Source organism: Paenibacillus sp. SC116, assembly GCF_024733555.1.
Lineage (GTDB): Bacteria > Bacillota > Bacilli > Paenibacillales > Paenibacillaceae > Paenibacillus_B.
In genome coordinates, this window is record NZ_JANIOF010000002.1 from 148,015 (window position 1) to 169,348 (window position 21,334).

21 protein-coding genes and 1 pseudogene are annotated in these 21,334 nt (G+C 44.5%); 16 read left to right on the forward strand and 6 right to left on the reverse strand.

The window, feature by feature from the left end; genetic code table 11:
• The first annotated feature begins 16 nt into the window (after positions 1-16).
• The 7 genes from NQ117_RS12440 (at position 17) to NQ117_RS12470 (ending at position 7,569) form a co-directional block, all read left to right on the forward strand.
• Entirely contained in the window at positions 17-886 is an 870-nt protein-coding gene (locus tag NQ117_RS12440; protein ID WP_258278358.1) for a carbohydrate ABC transporter permease, read from the forward strand.
• 46 nt (positions 887-932) lie between these two features.
• Entirely contained in the window at positions 933-1,778 is an 846-nt protein-coding gene (locus tag NQ117_RS12445) for a carbohydrate ABC transporter permease (RefSeq protein ID WP_375163073.1), read from the forward strand.
• Positions 1,779-1,790: 12 nt separating this feature from the next.
• Positions 1,791-2,975 carry an efflux RND transporter periplasmic adaptor subunit gene (locus tag NQ117_RS12450; RefSeq protein ID WP_258278360.1) on the forward strand — a complete coding sequence of 395 codons (1,185 nt, stop codon included), beginning with the start codon at positions 1,791-1,793 and terminating at the stop codon, positions 2,973-2,975.
• A 51-nt stretch (positions 2,976-3,026) separates the two neighbouring features.
• A complete protein-coding gene (locus NQ117_RS12455; RefSeq protein WP_258278361.1) occupies positions 3,027-4,319 on the forward strand; it encodes an ABC transporter substrate-binding protein in 1,293 nt (430 codons plus the stop codon).
• Between the two features lie 27 nt (positions 4,320-4,346).
• Positions 4,347-5,003 carry a hypothetical protein gene (locus NQ117_RS12460; RefSeq protein WP_258278362.1) on the forward strand — a complete coding sequence of 219 codons (657 nt, stop codon included), beginning with the start codon at positions 4,347-4,349 and terminating at the stop codon, positions 5,001-5,003.
• A gap of 86 nt (positions 5,004-5,089) precedes the next feature.
• Positions 5,090-5,770, forward strand: coding sequence for a response regulator transcription factor (locus tag NQ117_RS12465; protein ID WP_258278696.1), 681 nt, complete (start codon positions 5,090-5,092; stop codon positions 5,768-5,770).
• Positions 5,767-7,569, forward strand: coding sequence for a sensor histidine kinase (locus tag NQ117_RS12470; protein WP_258278363.1), 1,803 nt, complete (start codon positions 5,767-5,769; stop codon positions 7,567-7,569). The genes NQ117_RS12465 and NQ117_RS12470 overlap by 4 nt, the downstream gene beginning before the upstream one ends.
• A 113-nt stretch (positions 7,570-7,682) precedes the next feature.
• Here the strand turns inward: NQ117_RS12470 and NQ117_RS12475 are convergent, their stop codons facing one another.
• Entirely contained in the window at positions 7,683-8,375 is a 693-nt protein-coding gene (locus NQ117_RS12475; protein ID WP_258278364.1) for a Dph6-related ATP pyrophosphatase, read from the reverse strand.
• Between the two features lie 365 nt (positions 8,376-8,740).
• On the opposite strand from NQ117_RS12475, the gene NQ117_RS12480 reads away from it, so the two are divergent.
• Positions 8,741-9,595 (forward strand): AraC family transcriptional regulator, encoded by an 855-nt coding sequence (locus NQ117_RS12480; RefSeq protein ID WP_258278365.1) that lies wholly within the window; start codon positions 8,741-8,743, stop codon positions 9,593-9,595.
• Between the two features lie 167 nt (positions 9,596-9,762).
• Positions 9,763-10,677: an exosporium glycoprotein BclB-related protein gene (locus NQ117_RS24055; protein ID WP_309137874.1), complete on the forward strand. Its 915-nt coding sequence runs from the start codon at positions 9,763-9,765 to the stop codon at positions 10,675-10,677.
• Positions 10,678-10,791: 114 nt separating this feature from the next.
• Here NQ117_RS24055 and NQ117_RS24175 read toward each other — a convergent pair whose 3' ends face one another.
• Both NQ117_RS24175 and NQ117_RS24180 read right to left on the reverse strand, forming a co-directional pair.
• Positions 10,792-11,412: an NUDIX hydrolase gene (locus NQ117_RS24175; RefSeq protein WP_258278698.1), complete on the reverse strand. Its 621-nt coding sequence runs from the start codon at positions 11,410-11,412 to the stop codon at positions 10,792-10,794.
• A 111-nt stretch (positions 11,413-11,523) separates the two neighbouring features.
• Positions 11,524-12,063: pseudogene (locus tag NQ117_RS24180) on the reverse strand (HAD family hydrolase); the annotation flags it as partial.
• Between the two features lie 295 nt (positions 12,064-12,358).
• Here NQ117_RS24180 and NQ117_RS12500 point away from each other — a divergent pair.
• Both NQ117_RS12500 and NQ117_RS12505 read left to right on the forward strand, forming a co-directional pair.
• On the forward strand, positions 12,359-13,183 hold the full coding sequence (locus NQ117_RS12500; RefSeq protein ID WP_258278366.1) for a Cof-type HAD-IIB family hydrolase: 825 nt from the start codon (positions 12,359-12,361) through the stop codon (positions 13,181-13,183).
• Between the two features lie 277 nt (positions 13,184-13,460).
• Positions 13,461-14,135 (forward strand): YdeI/OmpD-associated family protein, encoded by a 675-nt coding sequence (locus tag NQ117_RS12505; RefSeq protein WP_258278367.1) that lies wholly within the window; start codon positions 13,461-13,463, stop codon positions 14,133-14,135.
• Between the two features lie 88 nt (positions 14,136-14,223).
• Here the strand turns inward: NQ117_RS12505 and NQ117_RS12510 are convergent, their stop codons facing one another.
• Both NQ117_RS12510 and NQ117_RS12515 read right to left on the reverse strand, forming a co-directional pair.
• Positions 14,224-14,763: an NAD(P)H-dependent oxidoreductase gene (locus NQ117_RS12510; RefSeq protein WP_258278699.1), complete on the reverse strand. Its 540-nt coding sequence runs from the start codon at positions 14,761-14,763 to the stop codon at positions 14,224-14,226.
• A gap of 214 nt (positions 14,764-14,977) precedes the next feature.
• Positions 14,978-15,385 (reverse strand): winged helix-turn-helix transcriptional regulator, encoded by a 408-nt coding sequence (locus NQ117_RS12515; protein ID WP_258278368.1) that lies wholly within the window; start codon positions 15,383-15,385, stop codon positions 14,978-14,980.
• Between the two features lie 319 nt (positions 15,386-15,704).
• Here NQ117_RS12515 and NQ117_RS12520 point away from each other — a divergent pair, with 319 nt between their 5' ends.
• Both NQ117_RS12520 and NQ117_RS12525 read left to right on the forward strand, forming a co-directional pair.
• Positions 15,705-16,463 carry a class I SAM-dependent methyltransferase gene (locus tag NQ117_RS12520; protein WP_258278369.1) on the forward strand — a complete coding sequence of 253 codons (759 nt, stop codon included), beginning with the start codon at positions 15,705-15,707 and terminating at the stop codon, positions 16,461-16,463.
• A 146-nt stretch (positions 16,464-16,609) separates the two neighbouring features.
• Positions 16,610-17,635 (forward strand): serine hydrolase domain-containing protein, encoded by a 1,026-nt coding sequence (locus NQ117_RS12525; protein ID WP_258278370.1) that lies wholly within the window; start codon positions 16,610-16,612, stop codon positions 17,633-17,635.
• 80 nt (positions 17,636-17,715) lie between these two features.
• Here NQ117_RS12525 and NQ117_RS12530 read toward each other — a convergent pair whose 3' ends face one another.
• Positions 17,716-18,627: a LysR family transcriptional regulator gene (locus NQ117_RS12530; RefSeq protein WP_258278371.1), complete on the reverse strand. Its 912-nt coding sequence runs from the start codon at positions 18,625-18,627 to the stop codon at positions 17,716-17,718.
• A 124-nt stretch (positions 18,628-18,751) separates the two neighbouring features.
• Here NQ117_RS12530 and NQ117_RS12535 point away from each other — a divergent pair, with 124 nt between their 5' ends.
• From NQ117_RS12535 to NQ117_RS12545, 3 genes are all read left to right on the forward strand, one after another.
• Positions 18,752-19,504, forward strand: coding sequence for an SDR family NAD(P)-dependent oxidoreductase (locus NQ117_RS12535; protein WP_258278372.1), 753 nt, complete (start codon positions 18,752-18,754; stop codon positions 19,502-19,504).
• A 40-nt stretch (positions 19,505-19,544) separates the two neighbouring features.
• Positions 19,545-20,288: an SDR family NAD(P)-dependent oxidoreductase gene (locus NQ117_RS12540; RefSeq protein ID WP_258278373.1), complete on the forward strand. Its 744-nt coding sequence runs from the start codon at positions 19,545-19,547 to the stop codon at positions 20,286-20,288.
• Between the two features lie 198 nt (positions 20,289-20,486).
• Entirely contained in the window at positions 20,487-21,224 is a 738-nt protein-coding gene (locus NQ117_RS12545) for an SDR family NAD(P)-dependent oxidoreductase (RefSeq protein ID WP_258278374.1), read from the forward strand.
• The last annotated feature ends 110 nt before the right edge of the window (positions 21,225-21,334 follow it).

Sequence of the window (21,334 nt, forward strand, 5' to 3'; positions counted from 1 at the left end):
GGAGGTGTACATTGCCATGCTGCGGCGATTGGTTCGCAAACAAGGTTTCATAGCGATTGGATTTTTGGCGCCAAGCATAGTTGGATTTGCGATGTTCTACGTGATCCCTTTCGGTGTAGGCATCCTGTATTCAGTGATGGATCAGACGAGCGGCGGCGAGTTTGTTGGGGCAACGAATTATGAGAATGTGCTGGCCAGCGCTTCGTTTCGCAAAGCGGCCATGAACACGTTGCAGTTCACAGCTGTTAGCGTACCGATACTCATCCTATTGTCGCTGCTGCTAGCTCTCATATTGAATGGGAATGTCTATGTGAAGCGCTGGCTTCGAACGGCATTTGTCTTACCCTTAGTCGTACCGGTCGCTTCGATTGTTATGGTATGGCAGATTGTATTTGATTGGAACGGGTCGCTTAATGCTTGGATGGCCTACCTCGGTTGGGAACGGATCGATTGGATGAAGTCGGATTGGGCAATCGGTGTGCTGACACTTGTATATGTGTGGAAGAACCTAGGCTATAACATGATTCTGTTCCTTGCGGGTCTGCAAAGTGTTCCGAAGGATTATTACGAGACGGCCGATATAGAGGGTGCTAGCCCGATACATAAGTTGTTCCATATTACGCTCGTATATTTGACGCCTACAATGTTCTTCGTTGTTCTCATCTCCATCATTAACTCGTTCCATATTTTCCGAGCGACGTACTTGATTGCTGGAGATTACCCGCACGATAGCATTTACATGCTGCAGCACTATATGAATAACATGTTTGCTTCGTTAGACGTGCAGAAGTTAACGGCGGCCGCGGTCATGATGGTTGTATGCATACTGATCATCGTCTCAAGCTTATTAGCACTAGAGCGGCGATTCAACCGCTCTATGGAATAAAGGAGGGATGAAGATGAAGAAGTCAGCTGTGTTGTACAAATGCATTATGTCTCTATTTCTCACTGCATGTGCGGTGATTGCACTCCTACCACTTGGCATACCACTAACGAATTCACTCATGAAGGAAAAGGAGATTAACCGTAATTATGAACTGCTTGGCAAGATGCCAGATGCAGGGTCTGGGGCAACGGATGCTTTTGTTAATCTGAAAATTATTCCGGACTGGGTTTCCTTCGAGCAGTATGAAAAGGTATTGCTGGAAACACCCATCTTTTTAAATATGTTCTGGAACTCCGTGTTTCTCGTCGTTCCGATTATCGTCGGGCAGACAATCGTCGGGGCCTTGGCCGCTTACGCTTTCTCAAAACTGAAGTTCCGAGGAAGGGAAGCTTTATTCTTTGTGTACTTGATGGCGATGCTGATGCCCTTTCAAGTAACCTTGGTGCCCAATTACATTATCGTCGACCTGTTAGGGATCGGGAATAGTGCGAGTGCCATCATTTTACCCGGCATATTTTCAGCGTTTGGTGTATTCATGATGCGGCAGTTCATGCTTTCTATCCCGTACGCATATGTGGAGGCAGCCGTTATGGACGGCGCAGGACATTGGTATGTTTTCTGGAGGATTATCGTTCCGCTCATGAAGCCTGGTATTGCGGCACTCGTCGTCTTGTTGTTCGTCGATTACTGGAATATGGTCGAGCAACCATTGATCTTCCTTGATGATGCCTTTAAACAGCCGTTGTCGCTGTACTTATCTCGGATTCAGGAAGCAGCGAAAGGAGTCAGCTTTGCCGCTTCGTTGCTGTATATGTCGCCAATGGTTCTCTTATTCCTATATGCAGAGTCTTACTTCGTGCAAGGGGTTCAGTTGTCAGGTATTAAAGGGTAAGGAGGTTGTCGTATGGATGCAAGTGCAAGCGCAGAGGAACATTCCATTCAAAAACGAAAAAAAACGCTCCGGTCCCTCCTCATTGGAAGTACGATAGCGCTGTTAATTGTTACTTTGTATAGCAATACGCTGAGAACGATGGATTTGCCTAAAGTATGGGCAGAGGTAGGGAGACAAGGGCAGCTCGCACAAGAGTTTAGTGCGATTGGAACGCTGCGGCCAGTAAGTGAAATCGAACTATCAAGCTCTGCTGGATGGACTGTAAAAAGTGTAGCAATAAAAGCAGGAGATCGAGTGAAAGGAGGACAGACGTTGGTCACATATGAGAACCCGGATGCTGACAATCAGCTGCGAGATGAGCAAGCCATGCTTGCACAGGTGAAACTGCAGTTGGAAGTGCCTCAAGAAAGCTATGTTGAAGCCGTAAGAAACGATGATGAGGCGAGTATGCGCACATCAAAACGAGATATGAAGCTGGCCCAGTTGCAAATAGATGCCCAAGAACGAAAGATTCAAAATGCACAGCAGAACATGCGACGCTATTCAACTATTGTGGCACCGTTCGATGGAGTCGTAACACAGTTGAATGCGGTCAAAGGTGCAGCGTCGGGCAATGAAGGTTTCGATGTGCGGCTATCGAACGTAAGCTTGGGCTATCAGGCGGAACTTTCGCTTCCCGCAGCTGCTACGGAGCAGTTGAAGATAGGCGATAAGTTGGACTTGCAAAGCTATGGTGGCGGGGCTACCAGACCGCTGAATGGAACGATCACAATCATAGAACATGTGGATGCTAGAGCGCCTTCCTCTCCCTCCCAATCAGTAGGTGAAGTAGAAACAGGTATCCAGCAACCTGTGGATGCAGTGGCTTGGAATCGCCTTGTTGTGAAAATATCGGATCAAACCGTTCGAACAGGTGAGCAGGTCAGAGTAAACGTGACCGTTATATCTGGGGAAGGGGGAGGTATGCTCCTCTCGAATAAGGCGATTCATAAAGAAGGTGCGAGCCACTATGTCCATGTAGTAGAGGAAGCCAAAGGTCCTCTCGGCAATACGTACCACATCCGAAAGACGAAGGTTGAAGTTGGAGCTGCCAATGACAGCGAAACCGTTATTCTTTCGGGTGCTTATATAAATGAACAGATCGTCGTCGAGAGTACGGAGCCATTAGTGGAAGGAAGCAGAGTAAGGCCGCAATAGAATTCGGATATGTAGGATTCACCATTCATTTAGGAGAGGAGACAAATTGTTATGAAAAAATGGTTGATGTTGATGGTTGGAATACTAGCTATTTCCCTTACAGGTTGTGCAAGTGGGGATGAGCAGCAGAAAGAGGGCGGGCCTAAGAAAGTAGTTCTCTCCGTACATACGGCGAGTGATTACTATAAGTCAGCAAAGGCCGAGTTTGAGGCATTGCATCCAAATACAGTCATCGAGATTAAGGAGTACAAATCCGAGGGGGGAAACGCTGAGGCAGATTTCGAAAAGTATGTGCAAACAACCAATACCCAAATCCTTTCTGGCAAGGGTGCGGACTTAATCGATCTAAACGTTGCCGGGCTTCAGGTTGGAAAGTACGTAAATAAGAATGCGCTCGTCAATCTTACGGAATTGATGGAGCAGGATAAATCGTTTAATAAAGATCATTACTATATGAATATTTTTGAACATGCCAAAATGAATGGCGGTCTCTACGTACTGCCAACAAGATTCTTCTTGGATACATTAATCGGGGATAGTGAAGCAATCACAGCTGCACAGCTCCAAATAGATGATAAGCAATGGACATGGAGCCAATTTGCACAGGCGGGTAAGCAGCTGCATGAGAAGAGTGGTCGTTATGCAATAGCCAATACGCCTCCAGCACAAATGTTAAGCTATCTTGTCACGGATAACTATTCGCAACTGGTCGATTCGTCCACTTCGAACGCGAAGTTCCAGTCTCCCTTCTTTATTGATATGCTGGGCCAAGTGAAGGCCATGTACGACAATAAAGTCATTACGGCCGACCCTCTAGGTGTAGGAGAGGCGTACTTCTACCCCCTTTTACTGTTATCACCGAGTGACTATTTTACGGAAACGGTTGGTTTCTTCAAACAAGGAAAGGTGTATCGCAAGCCTCATACGAGTGAGCAGCTTTCCGGTGTTTCTTTTAAAGGGGCTAATCCCATCGCAATAAATGCCAATTCAAAGGTCAAGCCTGAGGCATGGAAGTTCCTTACCTTTCTCTTGTCAGATCAGTTTCAATCTAAACCTAATCAACAAGGGTTTGCAGTGAATAAATCGGCCAATGAGAAAGTGATGAAGCAATTGCTGGAGAAGGGGAAGGTTGGCTCTCATACGGGAGTGGACGTTCCAGTAACCGCTGCGGATATGGAAATGTTGAAGCAGATGATTGCGGAAGCGAATATCTTTGTTAAGGAAGATGATAAGATTCACTCTATTATAAATGAAGAAGCAACAGCTTACTTCAGCGGTCAGAAGTCGGCGGAAGACGTCGCAAATTTGATCCAGAACCGTGTCACCACGTACCTTAATGAATAAACGGTAGAATACGAGAGGAGATTGAACATGAAAAATATAGCTGTCCTTCTTATGTTCATTGTATTCACGAGCCTAATCATGGGCTGTACTCAGGCTGCATCCAATTTGAGTGCAAGTAAAGATTCCATTGTAGAGCAAGGTTCACAGTCAATAGATGAGTCTACCAACGAAAATGTCATTAAAATTATCCCTGCTGATACAACAGATAAAGAATTAGAAACGAAGAGTGTACTCACTTCTCAAACAGATGAACGATTAGAAAGACAGCGTATTCTCTCTAATCAACTAGAGATTCTAATCCCGAAAGGATTTAAGGAGGAATCCACCAACGATCAGGAGATCAAGTATCATGATAAGGCAGCTCAAGTTACGATCAACATCAAACATGATCCGGAGCAAAGGGTGGATGAGCAGGCTGCTAAGGATGAGAACAGTGGGAAAAAGATGACGGCTATTCTCAAGCAAAATTACCAAGGTGCTGAGGTAATAAGTGAGGAAGTTAGGGAAGTTGGCGGTAAGCATATTGCGGTGAGCGAGATTGCTAGTAAGGATCAGTATGTCCTTCTATCCTGGTCAAGTTTAAACAACGGGCTGCTGGAAATTGAAATTTCTAGTCCGATTGGGAAGAAAGAGGAATGGAGCGTACTAGCCAATAAGATAATCGATTCTATCCAGATGAAGTAGTATCCTTGTATCAAGATCAGGCAGGGAGATAGCCTCTATGTGCTGATATAATATAACTATCAGAACCTAGGTTAGGAGTTATCATGATGCCAAGGACCATTCTAATCGTTGAAGATGAACCGATTTTGAGGGAAATTGCAAAAGATTATTTTATAAGTGAAGGCTATGACGTGCTGGAAGCTGCCGATGGCAAGGTAGGATTGGCTTTGTTTCAGGAGCATCCGGTGGACTTGATCGTGCTAGATATTATGCTGCCAGAACTTGATGGTTGGTCTGTATGCCGGCGTATTCGCAAGACATCGGACGTTCCGATCATTATGCTGACTGCGCGGGTAGACGAAGATGATACACTGCTCGGCTTCGATCTAGGTGCGGACGATTATGTGACGAAGCCATATAGTCCACCTGTGCTGTTAGCTCGGGCTAAGCGTCTGCTCGACAGTCGAGCTCGAACTTCCGGAGCGACAGCAGATACGCTGATACATGGTGGTGTGTGTATCGATTATGCTTCACGGATGGTGATGATTGACGGTGCAAGCATTAGCTTCACCTATACTGAATTTGAGATTTTGTCGTATTTGATGGTGAACGAAGGAATTGTGATTACAAGGGAGCAATTGATTACGAAGATCTGGGGGTACGAGAGCTCAGGCGATGATCGCACGGTAAATACACATATTCGAAACATACGGGGGAAGCTGGGCAGCAAGGGCAAGCTTATTAGGACGGTTGTGCGAATTGGTTACAAGTTCGAGGCTAGCGTATGAGAATCGGCGTAGTCTGGAAGCTGTTCTTATTAACGACAGCGTTATGCATGCTTATTTTAGCAACGGTTTATGTAGGGCAATCGTTTTTCTTCAAGCAGTATTATGAGAATCGTAAACTGGATGACATTCAGGCCAACCTACAATTGTTCGAGAGTGATTATAGGAATGCCAAAGGGAACACGGCTGCCATACAAAGGCTGGAGCAAGAGTTCTATCGAGACAATAATACATGGATTACGACGCTCGATCGCCACGGTAACTTGCGGAGTGTGGATGACTTTTATGCAGAAATGAAGGTGAGTTATTCCTCTAATGAAAGTGTCCACACGGATTCGAATATTCGTATTCCTTTGTACAATCTGATCAGCATACAGGAGGTAGCTGATGATTCGTCACTTATAAAGGTAGGATCTGGGGTTACTATGACGGCAGTAAATAAGGATAAGAAGTATGTCCCATTTCAGGTTAAGCAAGATCTGGGTGATTACTATTGGGGTAATGAGCAGATTGTGAAATCCCTAGCCGAGAAGTCTTTGGGCGATAGTTTTCTCAAAGCGGGCATAGTAAATGGTTCGATTACATTCATGAGGGGAACGATCATCGAGATCCGGCTTCCTAGTGAGAACAACGTTTCGAGCCTGATGTATGACGATACCCTATTCATGGGGCAGATTAAACAATTCCAAGCAAACTTAATGCGGGACGAGGATAGTCAGCATATCGATTCCATGAAAATGCTGGATATGGTGCACAACAATGTGAAGTACAAACTTTTTATTAACCCGATTCGCAGCAGCGATGACTCCATGGTTTATTTATTCGCAATGGCATCCTTGCAGCCCGTCGATGAAGCAGTGCAGATGCTAGAGGAGTACTATGGATATGTTATCGCGTTTGCACTACTGCTGGTATCTCTCGTTTCCTTTTATTATTCGAAAAAGATAGCTAGACCGCTCTTGCGAATCAATAGTACTACCGAAAAAATTGCTAATTTAGACTTCTCCGAACAGTTGTCTATCACATCCAAAGACGAGATTGGTGACTTGTCGTCCAATATCAATCAGCTATCGCAGACGTTACATTCTTATATTGAGCAGTTGCAGCGAGATATTGAGAAGGAGAAGCGGTTGGAGAATACAAGGAAAGAATTTATTGCTGGCGTATCGCATGAATTGAAGACGCCTTTAAGCATTATGAAAAGCTGTATCTCTATTCTGAGGGATGGTGTTGCCCAGCATAAACGGGAACATTACTTCGAGGCGATGGTGAAAGAAGTCGATAAAATGGACTTGATGATCGTGGATATGTTGGAGTTGGCTAAGTTTGAATCCGGCACCTACAAGATGGAGATGGACGTGTTCCAGCTCGATACGATTGTAGCCTATATTTGCGAACAGCTTTCACCTGAAATGGAAAAGAAGCAGTTACGTGTCCATGTGCAGCTTGTTCCTGTAACCGTCGAAGCAAATCAACTACGCATAGAGCAGGTCATCACCAACTTTATGACAAATGCGATTCGTTATACACCTGAAGAAGAAGAACTGTACATCTCCACTGTTGAAGAAGGTGAGTTTGTAAAGGTGAATATCGAGAACAAAGGGGTTCATATTCCAGCTTCTCAATTGGACAAAGTGTGGGACCGCTTCTATCGGGGTGATACGTCTCGTCAACGCACCCACGGGGGCACCGGACTCGGACTTGCGATCTCCAAAAATATTCTTGAGCTTCACCATGTACGGTATGGCGCTGAGAATACAGAAGATGGTGTTCTATTTTATTTTTACTTGCCTAAGTGTTAGTGGCTATACCAATTTCCATTAGAAGATAAATAGGCAAGAAATGAGAGATGCAATCGTTAGCAATAGGAAGCCAACTAAGCCATCCCATGAGGGATGGCTTGTGTGCTATCTCATCAGATGTCATCCAGCTCCAACGGCAAGAAGGCATAGTTCTCATGCCTTAAAATCTCACATTTACGAACGGGAATAGGATGTTTAAAAATAGGTCCGTCGATGACCGTTGTATGGAACTCACCGCCTTCTCCACAAGGGTCGATGCCACGTGCTTCAAGCTCTTTGACGTATTCGTGCGTTAGCGTCCGCCCGAGATCGTCTTCTGTCATCCCCAACGATAGATTCACCGTCACGACGACTGTAACAAACCCTAAATGGATAAATTCATCGACGGCTTCACGATGATCCATTTCCCACAGAGGCATGCCAAGCTTTAATCCAACCCGTTGCGTAATTCCATCCTGCCAACAGCCAGTAGCGGGCATGTCCAAGTCGCCAGTTACTAACACTTCGGCACCTTGCTGCTTTGCCTGCTCGAGAAGATCGATAAAGACAGCTTCATAATCTGCCCAACTTGCGGCAGCTGTAAAGGCTGGTAAGCCAATGGATTCAGCTTGTGCATGGATGAGTTCTGGCGGCATTCCATGGGAACGAGATCGTTTACCTTCCTCCTCAAGCATAACGATGAGTCCCAATGGTTCTCCTACTTTCATCGCCTTATAAAGCGCTAAGACGCTATCTTTTCCTCCACTGAACGAAGCGATAAACTTTCGCCCAGCGGCTCCATTTCTCCAGTTGTTCATTTCCGTCATACGTATGTTCCCCTTTATCCCAAGATGTCAATGATGTGATACATATGATGTGTCCAAAGGATGCCTACATGATTGTGATTTGTAGGAAAAGCTGCGTTTGCTTGTCCACGTTATTGTTGTTATTGTCTCATTTTCCTTCATTCGTTTTCAACTTATTGCGTCATCGCAGCAATGTGAAGGGGATAAAGGTTTTTTACGGTCGTGAACGAAATACATACTAAATCGCAGATGCTGCGAGTTATTTGCTTTCGTTGTTGCGTTTCACCCATTTTTGAAAAAACATATCCTTGCATTTTGGTGCATCAAATGCACGGCTGCAAGCTTTAAAGCACGATATAGTAAGTTTCGAAAGGAAGGTCATGTGGATGGATTGGGTTGCGAGAATGAATGAAGCCATCAATTATATCGAGGAACACATTACGGAAGACATTTCTTATTCAGAAGTAGCGAAAGTGGCATGTTGTTCTACGTATCATTTTCAAAGGATGTTCTCGTTTATTACCGAAGTTCCTTTATCGGAATATATAAGACGCCGCCGTTTGACTCTGGCTGCTTTTGAGCTGCAAAATAGCCAGGAGAAGGTGATTGATCTTGCGCTCAAGTACGGATACGACTCGCCAGAGGCGTTTACGCGAGCTTTTCAACAATTACATGGCACTACACCAACGGCAGCACGTAGTGTAGGAACGCAGCTCAAAGCCTATCCACGCTTGTCCTTTCAAATTTCGATTAAAGGAGTCGTCGCTATGGATTACCGCATTGAAGAAGTGGGGAGCTTCACCATTGTTGGGCAGAAAGAGCATGTGAGCCATAAAGATTCGTATCAAGTTATTCCGCAGTTGTGGGTGGAGGCACAAGGGAAAGGGCTATTTGAAACGCTGTTATCTATTCGAAATGAGTCGAACAAAATTAATGGTATTCTAGGTGTTTGTGCAAATGGGAACTGGGGTCAAAATGACGGTTTCGACTATTATATGGCGATTGCATCTGATCAAGAGCTCCCTGACGGGTTAGTTAAAATTGATATTCCAGCGGCAACGTGGGCTGAATTTGAATCGACTGGGGCACCACAAAATATCCAAGAAAGTTGGAAACGATTATATACGGAGTGGCTGCCGGTATCTTCCTACGATTTTGCCAACTTACCTGCGATTGAGAGTTATTTGCCGCCAGAAGAAAATAAAAATGAACTGTGGATTCCTGTTGTAAAAAAACAATAATTTAAGGAAATCATCTAGAAGAGGTCGCCCTGATGGGGGCGGCCTTTGTCTATGAGCATGGACAAGTGACACAGAAAAATCTTAGCGAAAGGTACAGATGTCCAACCGAATTGTCTCCTTACCCAATAAAATGCTGGTAAGGAAAACGAAGAAGGGGGGACGATACGATGTTTAATCACAAAAAGCGCCGGAACACCTTAAAGAAAGGTGCTCATCGCAAAGTTAAAATTAAAAGGCATAAAGCATGTAAAAAAGTGATCATTAAAGTAGTAAAACGAATTCCAGGACCTCCTGGACCGCGAGGTCCTACAGGTTCCCAAGGTCCCCAGGGCCCAGCAGGAATAGCAGGAGCTCCCGGAGCAACAGGTCTAGCGGGAGGTACTGGAGTTACTGGCCCCACAGGCCCTGCGGGAATCGGAATTACCGGTGCTGCGGGCATACCAGGATCTGCAGGAGCCGTTGGTGCTACGGGCGCCACGGGTGTAACCGGAGCCGCAGGGCTCGCTGGTGTTCCAGGAGCTACAGGTGCAACGGGGGCAACCGGAGTTACGGGCCCTCCAGGGGCGACAGCTGTTGGAATTGGGGCCATCATTCCATATAGTACTGGTGATGATACCATTTCACTAATTACAGGTGTCGATGATCCGATTGTAGATGGAGGGATGTTTACATTTGGCGTTGCTTCGCAAATTAGTGTGACTCCAGGTGGTCCCATAACACTAGGCTTACCGAATGTGCCAAACTTTAGCTTTAGTGTCCCCCGGACGGGGATTATTACGTCTTTAGCTGGTTTCTTCTTTATCTTAAACGAGGGCACTTTACCAGGTCCAGTGCAAGTGAATATGCAGCTCTACCTTGCGCCGGCTGCTAGTAATATTTTTAATCCAGTTGGAACGCCGCTAGCATTAGCCCCCAACTTCACGACGGTAAGTCCAGGGGACAATGCGAGTGGTGTGAGCCCACAAAACATCCCTGTAGTAGCGGGGGATAAGCTGCTCCTAATCGTGATTCCTAACATCTTAGGCGCTAACTTTGGTTCTGTTCTTACTGGATTAGCAAGTGCAGGGATTACGATCGACTAACCTCATTATTGTCATTGCTTAATCGTAAGGAAGCAAAAAGAACCAATCACTTGGAGCACGGGGTAGCGATTATCCCATATCCGAGCAATTGGTTCTTTTTCTACTATCCATTTTTTAATCCAAAATAACAGGCTTATCAGGATGTTCAAGAAATTCGAACATCGTCCTAATCTGTTTGGCTGTATTTCGCTCAAGTGATAGCTCTGGCAAATGATCAGCATCAAAAAACTCAACTGCGCTTGTCTCTAAGCCTGCTGCCGCTGCACCGCCAACAATTTCACAGCGAATAAACAGCTTATAGACATGGTAAGGTTCAGGCGGATGGTTATGAAACTTTTTGTCCATGACCGCTAGCAAGCGGACGGGCACAACGTCGAAGCCCGATTCCTCTTTAACTTCTTTCACCGCGATTTCGGAGGGTGAGAAGCCAATATCTGCCCAACCGCCAGGCAGCGCCCATGCGCCATCTATTTTTTCACGAATAAGAAGAATCTTGTTGTCTCTGAACACCACGCCGCGAATATCTACTTTTGGGGTAGCGTAGCCAAGATCGCTCGCGAAGGTAAGTGCAATTTTCTCTTTATCCGTAAACGTATAGTTAGCTAGAATATCGACACTAAGATCCCTTAAAGCCTCGTACCGCTCGATATCATACTCATTTTGTGTATAGGTGAGCCCTGTTTGTGCAATTGCTTGGATTTGTTTCGCCCATTCCAGCCACTTAGGTCCATGGATAACGACCTCTTTCTCAAGAAGCTCGCGGAAGTGCGCCACATTCGTGAAAAGTCCATCTGGTTCCAGATCATAGGTCAAGCTTTGGCAAGTAGACAGCCATTGGACAGCGTATGTACGTAATCCGGCAGCTTTTCCGGCGAGAATGTCCGCGTTGCTATCACCTATAAAGATTGCATTTTCCGGATCAATTCCTAATGTATGGAGCGCTTTATGAATGCCTTCTGGATGGGGTTTAGGCTGGACCACATCATCACCCGTGATGGATACATCAAAATAGGAGTCGAGCTGCAATGCCGTAGTGGAAATGTCAAAAGAGCGTCTGCTTTTGCCTGTAACGACGCCAATCTTTACCCCGTTCTCCTTTAAAAAATGAAGAATGTGGATGATCTCTTCCTCACACTGGCACTCGTTATGATGCTTTTGTTCATAGTAGGAGTAGTAGTCTTGAATGGCGTCTTGCACGGATGGCTTGTTGGCGAAGTTGGCATCAATGATGCCTTCTTCTGTTGGGCCAAACATCGCAACGAGCTCCTCGTTCGTAACCTCTCGATTATCGTATTGTTTGAATACGGATTTAAAAGCATTGAACGATAACGGCAGTGTATCAGCAAGCGTTCCATCAAAATCAAAAAGCACAGCTTTAATAGACATCTATAGAACACACTCCTTTGCTAATTCGGAAAGAAATTATATTGATTATAGCAGGTTTTTTCCACGTTATTCCACTAAGGGGATTCCATTCATAATTCCTATCTCTTTTTCCTCTTCATTCAGCAAGTAAGAGGTTCTGTGAAGAACTACTTATTTATAGGTTGTACATTAAGGGGGAGATGCCCATTAAGCAGCATCCGCAACAGATATTGGTGAGCCTCAGTATCCAGAGAAATGGTATAGTAGAATGAGTTACTTAACTTTTACTAGGTCATAGATAAAGGGATGTTGCCATATGAAATATAAAATGATTGTACTCGATCTTGATGATACATTGCTGCGTGATGACGGAACGATTTCGGCTGGCAATAAGCAGGCGCTTATGACTGCGCAGGAAGCTGGCGTTAAGGTTGTATTGGCTTCAGGTCGCCCAACATATGCAATGAGAGCTTTGGCGGATGAACTGCATCTTGAGCGTTACGGCAGCTACATTCTGTCGTTCAACGGTGCAAAAATTATTAACTGGAAGACACAAGAAGAGTCGTTCAGCAGTACGTTGAAGCCAGAGATGGCGCACGCGCTTCATGGGATGAGCCTTGAAGAGGGCGTATCCGCTTTGACGTATGTGGGCGATGATATTATCACGGAAGCTGCAACGGAATATACCCATATTGAATCTCAGATTACAGGGATGAAAGTAGTTGAGGTGCCGAGCTTCGCTGAAGCGGTTCAAGTGCCTGTTGTGAAGGTACTTATGGTGGCAGAGCCTGAGAAGCTTGTCCTTGTTGAGGAGAAGCTAAAAGCGAAAATGGCAGGCCAATTGAACGTGATGCGTTCGAAGCCATTTTTCCTAGAGTTTACGGAAGACGGTGTGAACAAAGGGACAAGCTTGAACCATCTGATCCAGCAGCTTGGCATTGAGCGCTCTGAGGTTATTGCAATGGGCGATGGCTATAATGATGTGGCGATGCTTGAGTTTGCAGGTCTTGCTGTTGCAATGGGCAATGCGCCAGATGAAATCAAGCAGATTGCTGACTATGTGACCGATACAAATATGAACGATGGGGTAGCGAAAGCAGTAGAGCATTTCGTACTCAAGGATCTTGTTCCAACAACGTAACCATTATTATTGAAAATAGCTCTTGTAAAAAACGCCCTTCTGGGCGTTTTTTATTTAGCAATCAACCATAGCGATCCATGCATTTGTACGACAAATTACTTCTATAACGCATGCTGCTAACCAGCGAAGGACAGTTTAGTGATGTACCAGTTGGTTGGCGGAACACATCGCTTTCTAAGCCAGAGCCATCCGATATTTTATTTTGAGCCATGCTGTGGGCTATACTTAATCTACAAAAGCGTTTTCGATCAAATGCAGGGCAGGAGATGAAGCACTAATGTCTAAAACTATCGTAGAGAAACTGAATCTACAAAAATATAAGCAAGTGGCTATCTTGAATCAGCCTGAAGGGTCTGATTATTTTACAGAGCTGTCAGGTTATGAAACAACTCTAACTGAAGGTACATCGTATGATCTCATCTTCGCCTTCACGCTAGATATGGAGTCCTTGAAGGAGCTTGTGAATCGCGTTATCGAGAAGCAGCATCTTAACAAAAACGGCTACCTCTTTGCCGCATATCCGAAAAAGGGTAATAAAGTTTACGATACATACATTCACCGTGATGACTTGCTGTCTAGCCTAGGCAGTGACGAGCAGGGCTATGTAGGAATAAGCACGGTTAAATTTGCGCGTATGGTCGGGCTCGATGAGGTGTTTACCGTCGTCGGATTTAAAGAAGACGCGAAGGGCAAAGGTCAGACATCCTCTGCATCTAGTCAATGCGTAGATGACTACATTGCGCTCATTCCAAATGTGGAGCAGGACTTGGAGGAGACGCCTGAGCTACTTGTAATTTATCAGGAGCTTACTCCTGGGTATCGTAAAGACTGGGCGCGTTATGTGTACAGCGCGAAGCAAGAAGCAACAAGAGCAAAACGCCGCGATGAAATGAAAATGATTCTTCAAGCAGGCTACAAGAGCCGTGAGCTGTATCGTAAAGATCACTCGTAAAATAGGAAATAATAAGACCCCCAATCCGTTAATGGTTGGGGGTCTTCGTATGTTATGTGTAAGATTATAGTTGCCGCCGTATTCGCATTTATCCTGTATGAGAGAGATTTGTAGATGTAATGCGCTTCACATACTCAGCCTTGCTTTGCTCCAGCTGTTCTTCACTTAAGTTGCCTACATCATGAAGTGCATAAGGGGGTAGGTAAGTAGCGCCAATAAAATGGATCGTTGCCTCAATCGGCCTAAGGAGTTCCTCGATTGTAAAACGGTTCGTACCCGTTGATAGAAATTCCTCTGCTGCAGCGTGAGTAGATGTTGCTACACCTATTTCTTTGTCTTTCAAGTGATCCCCATCTGGCCCGAAGGCCCAGCCAAATTGCAGCACCAAGTCGAACCATTTTTTCAAGAGCGGTGGACTGCTGTACCAATAAAGTGGGAATTGAAAAATAATGCGATCATGCGCTTGGAGCAACTGCTGCTCACGAGCAACGTCGATGACTTCGTCAGGATAGGCTTCATAGAGGGAATGAACTGTAACCTGATCATGCTTTTTCAGTTCCTCCAGCCATGCTTTATTAATCGTAGAATCTTCTAAATTCGGGTGAACCGCAATAACTAACACGCTCATCATTACCACTCCTACTTTTCCAATTTGAATGTATGACTTAATAGTACCCATCATAAATCAACTGCGTACAAAAAATAAGTACGCACTTTTTCGGAAGATACTTACCTCCAGGTAAGCTATGTAACAACGGATGCATCTCCCATCTTATGTGAATAGAAAACAAAAAACCGTCTAGCGCTTATGCACATACAGATGCAGGTTGCTGTGACGGTTCTTATTTTTGTTCCTGAGCAAGTTCAGGGCACCCGTTTGTAGCGGGTTCAGTCTTCGAATGTTCTGCTTGAAATTGCAAGCCCCATTGCTGCAAATGGTCAATCGCAGGTCGCAGACCTTCGCCGAGGGGAGTTAACTCATACTCTACTTTTGGAGGGTTGGTGGGAAAGACACGTCTAGTAATAATGCCGTTCGCTTCGAGATCGCGCAGTTGTTCAGCGAGTACTTTATGATTGATGCCTTCAATTAGCTTCTTAAGCTCGCCATATCGTTTCTTGCCATCGAGCAGCTTATAAATAATTGTAGGTTTCCATCTTCCAGCGAATAAAGCAATGGAGAGTTCAATGGGACATTGATAGGTCTTGCCGTTGAATTTGTACGAGGAACCAGAGGTATTGATAACGATCACTTCCCTTCTGGTAAGTATCGAACGAGAGAGTGCGTACTTACTTATGAAAAAGTATATGGTGTTAAACTGGAAATGTAAACCATTAACTAATTATAAATTATAAATGTTTATATTTACATATAATAACTATTTATAATACAATATATGTATACGTCACGTTCAAGAGAGGTCATTTTTATGATGAAAATGGGTAACTGCTCGGTGCAGTTGAGCTAATCTGATAACAGATTGCGCCGAGCTTTATAAGGACTGTTATCAGTCAGCTGCACCGCATCCGCACATGAACAATTATAATTAATGATGCGAGAGGGGTACAGTTATGATGAAGACAAATAAATGGAAGAACCTATGGAAATCGGAAGAGGAAAAGACATTTGCAGGCTGGGATTTCTCCTATATTGATGGGCGATCTGAGTTTCAGGATGAACCTTGGGATTACAAAGCCACAGCCTTATCTTATATACATTCGTCCACGACGTTGCTGGACATGGGCACAGGTGGAGGAGAATTTCTATTATCCCTGTCACCGCCGAAAGGCAGTACGTACGCGACGGAAGCTTACCTACCGAACTATGAATTGTGCAAGCGCACGTTGCCTGCTCATGGGATTGAGGTTAGGCGGGTTGTAGATGACAATGAGCTGCCGTTTGAAGACAACTTCTTTGATCTAGTGATCAACCGACACGAAGCGTTCTCTGTAGAAGAAGTACACCGTATTCTCAAGCCGAATGGCATCTTCGTTACGCAGCAGGTAGGAGGACAGAATAACAAGGAGCTTTCCACCTTTTTATTAGGAAGAACACCTGAGATTGTGGACCGGACGTTCAATCTTGCCAACAGCAGTGAAGAGCTTGCCAAGGCTGGGTTTACAATCATCGATTCGGGGGAATATTTCCCGAAGTTGAAGTTCTTCGATGTAGGCGCACTTGTGTATTTTGCGAAAATCATTGAATGGGAGTTTCCTGATTTCACGGTTGAGAATTGCTTTGATAAGCTCTGCCATCTTCAAGAGCAAGTGGAGGAGAAGGGCTATGTGGAGTCGATGGAACATCGATTTTTCCTGATAGCTAGAAAATGAATTTATAAAGAGACAGATAGCAGCTAACCAGGCTCCTAAATATATAGAAGCGACAGAACCTTCAATTACACGCGGTATATGCGGAAGAGAAGGTTCTTTTGCTAAGTTCCACACTTATGAGCAAAAAGATAATTGAGGGGGAGTGCATGAATATGAGTATGAATAACCTACTTGAACGTATAGAAGCAGCGCAAACCAAATTGAATTTCTCTGGAGCCGTATTTGTAAAACAGGGAGATTCTATCCTAGCTCATCGCAGCTACGGCTATGCCAATCGTTCGGATGAAATTCCAAATAAGGTGAATACTCGCTTGGGGATTGCTTCGGGCTGTAAAATATTCACTGCCATTGCTATAGCTCAACTTGTTGATCAAGGAAAGTTATCTTTTGACGCCACACTGAAACAATGTTTACAAGTATCGTTTCCTTATTTCGAAGATAACATTACGGTCCATCATTTGCTAACACATACTTCAGGTGTACCGGATTATTTTGATGAAGAAGAAATGGATGACTTTGAGCAATTGTGGATCACTACGCCGATGTATCATGTTAGGAGACTGCACGATTTCTTACCGCTGTTTCAGCATAAGCCAATGAAATTTCCGGTAGGCAGCCGCTTCCACTACAATAATACAGGCTTTATTTTATTAGGATTGATTGTGGAGCAAGCAAGTGGCATGTCATTTAGTGATTATGTCCAGAAAAATATATTTGATAAAGCTGGTATGATGGACTCAGGTTACTTTGAATCAGATCGATTGCCAGGACGAACGGCGTTGGGATATATCGATTTACCAGATGGCGGTTGGAGAACGAATATATATGCGTTACCGGCTAAAGGCGGCTCGGATGGTGGAGCGTATGTAACAGTCGCTGATATGGCACGATTATGGGAAGCTCTTATGAATCACCAATTACTGAGTAAAGAGACAACCGATCTTTTGCTAAGTGTGCACACAGAAGCAGAAAAGGATTTCTCTTACGGTTATGGGGTGTGGCTTCAGAAGAATGCTGAGGGCTCACTGCATTATGTGCTGATGGGATACGATCCAGGCGTTAATTTTAGAACGGTGTTTTATCCAGATCGAGCGCTCAGCATTGTGGTATGTTCCAATCGGTCCGGTGGGGCTTACGAAATGCTTTCTACGATTGAGGATGGATGGAACTAAATGATACAGCGGGAATAATAGAATAGGAAAAGCACAGCTATGTGAGGGCTATCCTCTATTTGCTGTGCTTTTTTATTTATTCACAAATAACCTAGTCCAATTTCCTGTTCAAAACGATTCATAAATTGTTTCGAAATCAATGATGTTTTACTGTTCTCGGCTCGTACCCAGCCAAGCAGCAGAGGCTTCTGCTCCAGGCCGGTGATTTCAAGCAGCACAAGATCTCCGCTCTTAACAAGAGGGTGATCAATAATGGAAAAGTCATATCCAACTGTAATCGCCAGTTCTTCCTTCAAGGCATAGGTTAGCGCTTGAGCATTATTGCTTGAAAATAACACATTAACGGGACCCACCGTTTCATCCAAATCATTGATGAATTTATGTGTATATTCGATATCCAACAAAGCAAAAGGATACTGTACCATTTCCTCAGGTGAAATTTGCTTTTTGGAAGCCAGGGGAGAGTTTCTCCATACGCCAAGGACGATGTTGCCCTTCCATATCGGTTCAAAATGCAAGCCAGCCAGTCCATTATAGGCCATATCCTGATACATGCTTATTAGCCCTAAGTCGACTTCATCCTTTCTGATTTGAGCTAAAATCTCTTCGGGGTCTCTTTCCGATATGCCAAAATGAACGCTTGGATATTCTTTTTTCAAACTTGCTACGGTTCGCACTAGAGGAAACATCACGCCGGGAATGGTTGCGATACGCAGCTTGCTTACTGAGACTTCCGTAAAATATTTTGCCTCATCCTTAATATCTTGTATCGTCCTAATCACTTCTAATGCTTTCTTGATGATGCTCTTTCCTTCCGGAGTAGGAATGCTTCCCATCCGGGAACGATTGAATATTTTAATGCCCAGCTCTTCTTCCAGGTTCGTGATCGATTGGCTAATAGCAGATTGAGTGACGTGCAGATTGTTTGCAGCGGATAATAGTGATTTCGTCTTGGCTACTTCAACAATATAGTGCATCTGATCAAGGTTCATGTTATCTCCCCTTGCTTATATTAATTTTGCTTAACCTATATTAAGTTTTCTAAAATTTAATTTAACATACCAAGGTGTTAATATGTAATCAGAATCATAGCTTACTCGAAAGGAGTTACATGTGATGAGACTACAAGGAAAAACAGCGATTATAACGGGTGGAGCGACGGGAATTGGCAGAGCAACGGTTCAAAAATTTCTGGAGCAGGGCGCAAACGTTATTTTTACAGATATAAATGAAGAGAATGGCCGCAAAACATGCGATGAACTTAAGAAGGTTAGCGATAACGTAATGTTTATTAAGCATGATGTTCAATCCGAAGAAGATTGGGCTCACGTTGTAAGTGAGGCTAACGATAAATATGGGCGCGTTGATGTATTGTTTAACAATGCAGGCATATTCAGTAGCAAGCCGATTGAGGATTACACGGTTGAAGAATGGAATCGACTGATGGGAGTCAACGTTACAGGAGTATTCCTTGGTATGAAGCATGTTATTCCTATTATGCGCAATCAAGAAAGCGGTTCCATTATTAACGCTTCTTCAATCGCTGGCTTGAAGGGCGCAGCGAATCATGCTCTATACGGTGCAAGCAAAGGCGCTGTTCGCATTATGACGAAGGATGTTGCGTTGGAAGTAGCTCAGTACCAAATTCGTGTTAATTCAATCCATCCTGGTGTCATTCAAACGTCGATGGGGGAAGCTGTGGCTACCGGCGTTAAAGCAACGACAGAACAAATCGCAAGTAGTATCCCACTGAAGCGATTGGGTACACCTGATGATATCGCTCACCTGATCGTATTTCTAGCTTCTGACGAGTCTACTTTTATTACAGGTACGGAAATGGTCGTTGATGGAGGATCTTCCGCTCGATAATTTGACTATACGTTATAACGGATAAAAAGGAGGATGTCTTATGAAACTTACAGGAAAAGTGGCTATCGTTACAGGTGGGGCAAAAGGAATTGGGGAAGCAACTGCTAAACTATTTATCGAGCAGGGTGCCAAAGTAGTAGTCGCTGATTTTTCTGACGAGGGTGCACAAATCGTTCAAGCGCTGAAAGATATGGGCGGAGAAGCACTCTTTGTAAAAACGGATGTTTCGAAAGAAGCAGATATTCAGCACTTGGTTACTGAAACGGTTCGTCATTTTGGAAAGCTCGACATTATGGTTGCCAATGCGGGGATCGGCGATTCCGCACCTATCCATGAGCTGGGCCTTGATCGTTGGCAGAAGATGATCGATATTAACTTAACAGGTGTGTTCCTTAGCGATAAATACGCGATTGAACAAATGTTACAACAAGATACGGGCGGTGTTGTCGTAAATATGGCCTCTATGCTTGGGCATATTGGTCAAGTAAATGGAACAGCTTATACAGCGGCAAAGGCGGGCGTTGTTAACTTAACGAGAACCTTGGGTGTGACGTATGCGAAACAAGGTATACGTGTAAATGCAGTATGCCCGGGCTATATTGATACCCCCCTTATTAGCCAAGCTAGCGAAGAAACGCGCAATAAGTTGATTGCTGGTCATCCAATCGGTCGTCTAGGCCGTGCTGATGAAATTGCAAAAGCAATCTTGTTCCTATCTAGCGATGATTCCTCCTTTATGGTGGGAGCTAGCTTGCTTGTAGATGGCGGATATACAGCGCAATAAGATAGAGCAAGCGGAAGCTAACAACAGCCTTAGTTCGGTATTTTACTGGACTAGGGCTGTTTTATATTTATAGACGAGAATATATTCGTCATTTAGAATGAGGCATTTCTGACTACTTTTTATACCTTTTTGTTTACAAAGTTTGTCGTGTCTATTATGCTTGAGTGGTAAAATGTTTCAAATTAAGGAGGGAGACTGATGGAGTTAGCAGGAAAGAAAGTGGTTATTACAGGAGCGAGCCGTGGATTAGGGCAGGCATTGGCAATCAGTTTAGCTAAAATGGGAGCTCAGTTGTTTCTGTCTGCACGGACAACGGATAGCCTTAACGAAACATGCCGACTAGTAGAGGATACAACGGGTCAGGTGCCATTAAGATACGCAGTAGATTTACGTAATTCGGAGCAGATCCGATCCTTTGCTGAAGCGGTGCAGAACGAGAGCACTGAGATAGATATCCTTATCAACAATGGTGCGATGTGGCTGGCTGGAGATTTTGATAGCGTGAGCGATGAAGAGATTAGCGACACGATCAATTCTGCTGCTGTAGGCACAACCTTGAGTACACGACATTTCTTACCCCTACTGCGCCGTTCCAAGGGTGCCGATATCGTTAATATGATATCCGTATGCGGTTTGTTGAACGTCCAGCATGAGTCGGCGCATGAAGCGTTCCATGCTGCGAAGTTCGCGCAAGCGGGATTCACGGATCGTCTGCGCCATCGCTTGAAGCCTGAAGGGATTCGTGTTATCGGGGTATACCCGCCTGACTTCGATGATGTCTCGCCGATTGATCCGGAGTGGTCTCAACCTCGTGATACTCGTAACGATCAGAGCATTTCCAATCGGCATGTGGTGGAGGCGATTACGTTTGCCCTCACGCGTGATCGGATTTGCTCCATTAATACCATTCAGCTTGATACATGGCCAAGTGCCTAATGTAAGATGAGCAAGAACCGATGATTCGTTAATCATCATAAATAATTTGTGTTTTTAAATCATGGAACAAGGGACCATCCTTACGTTATGTATCGATATACAACATAGCG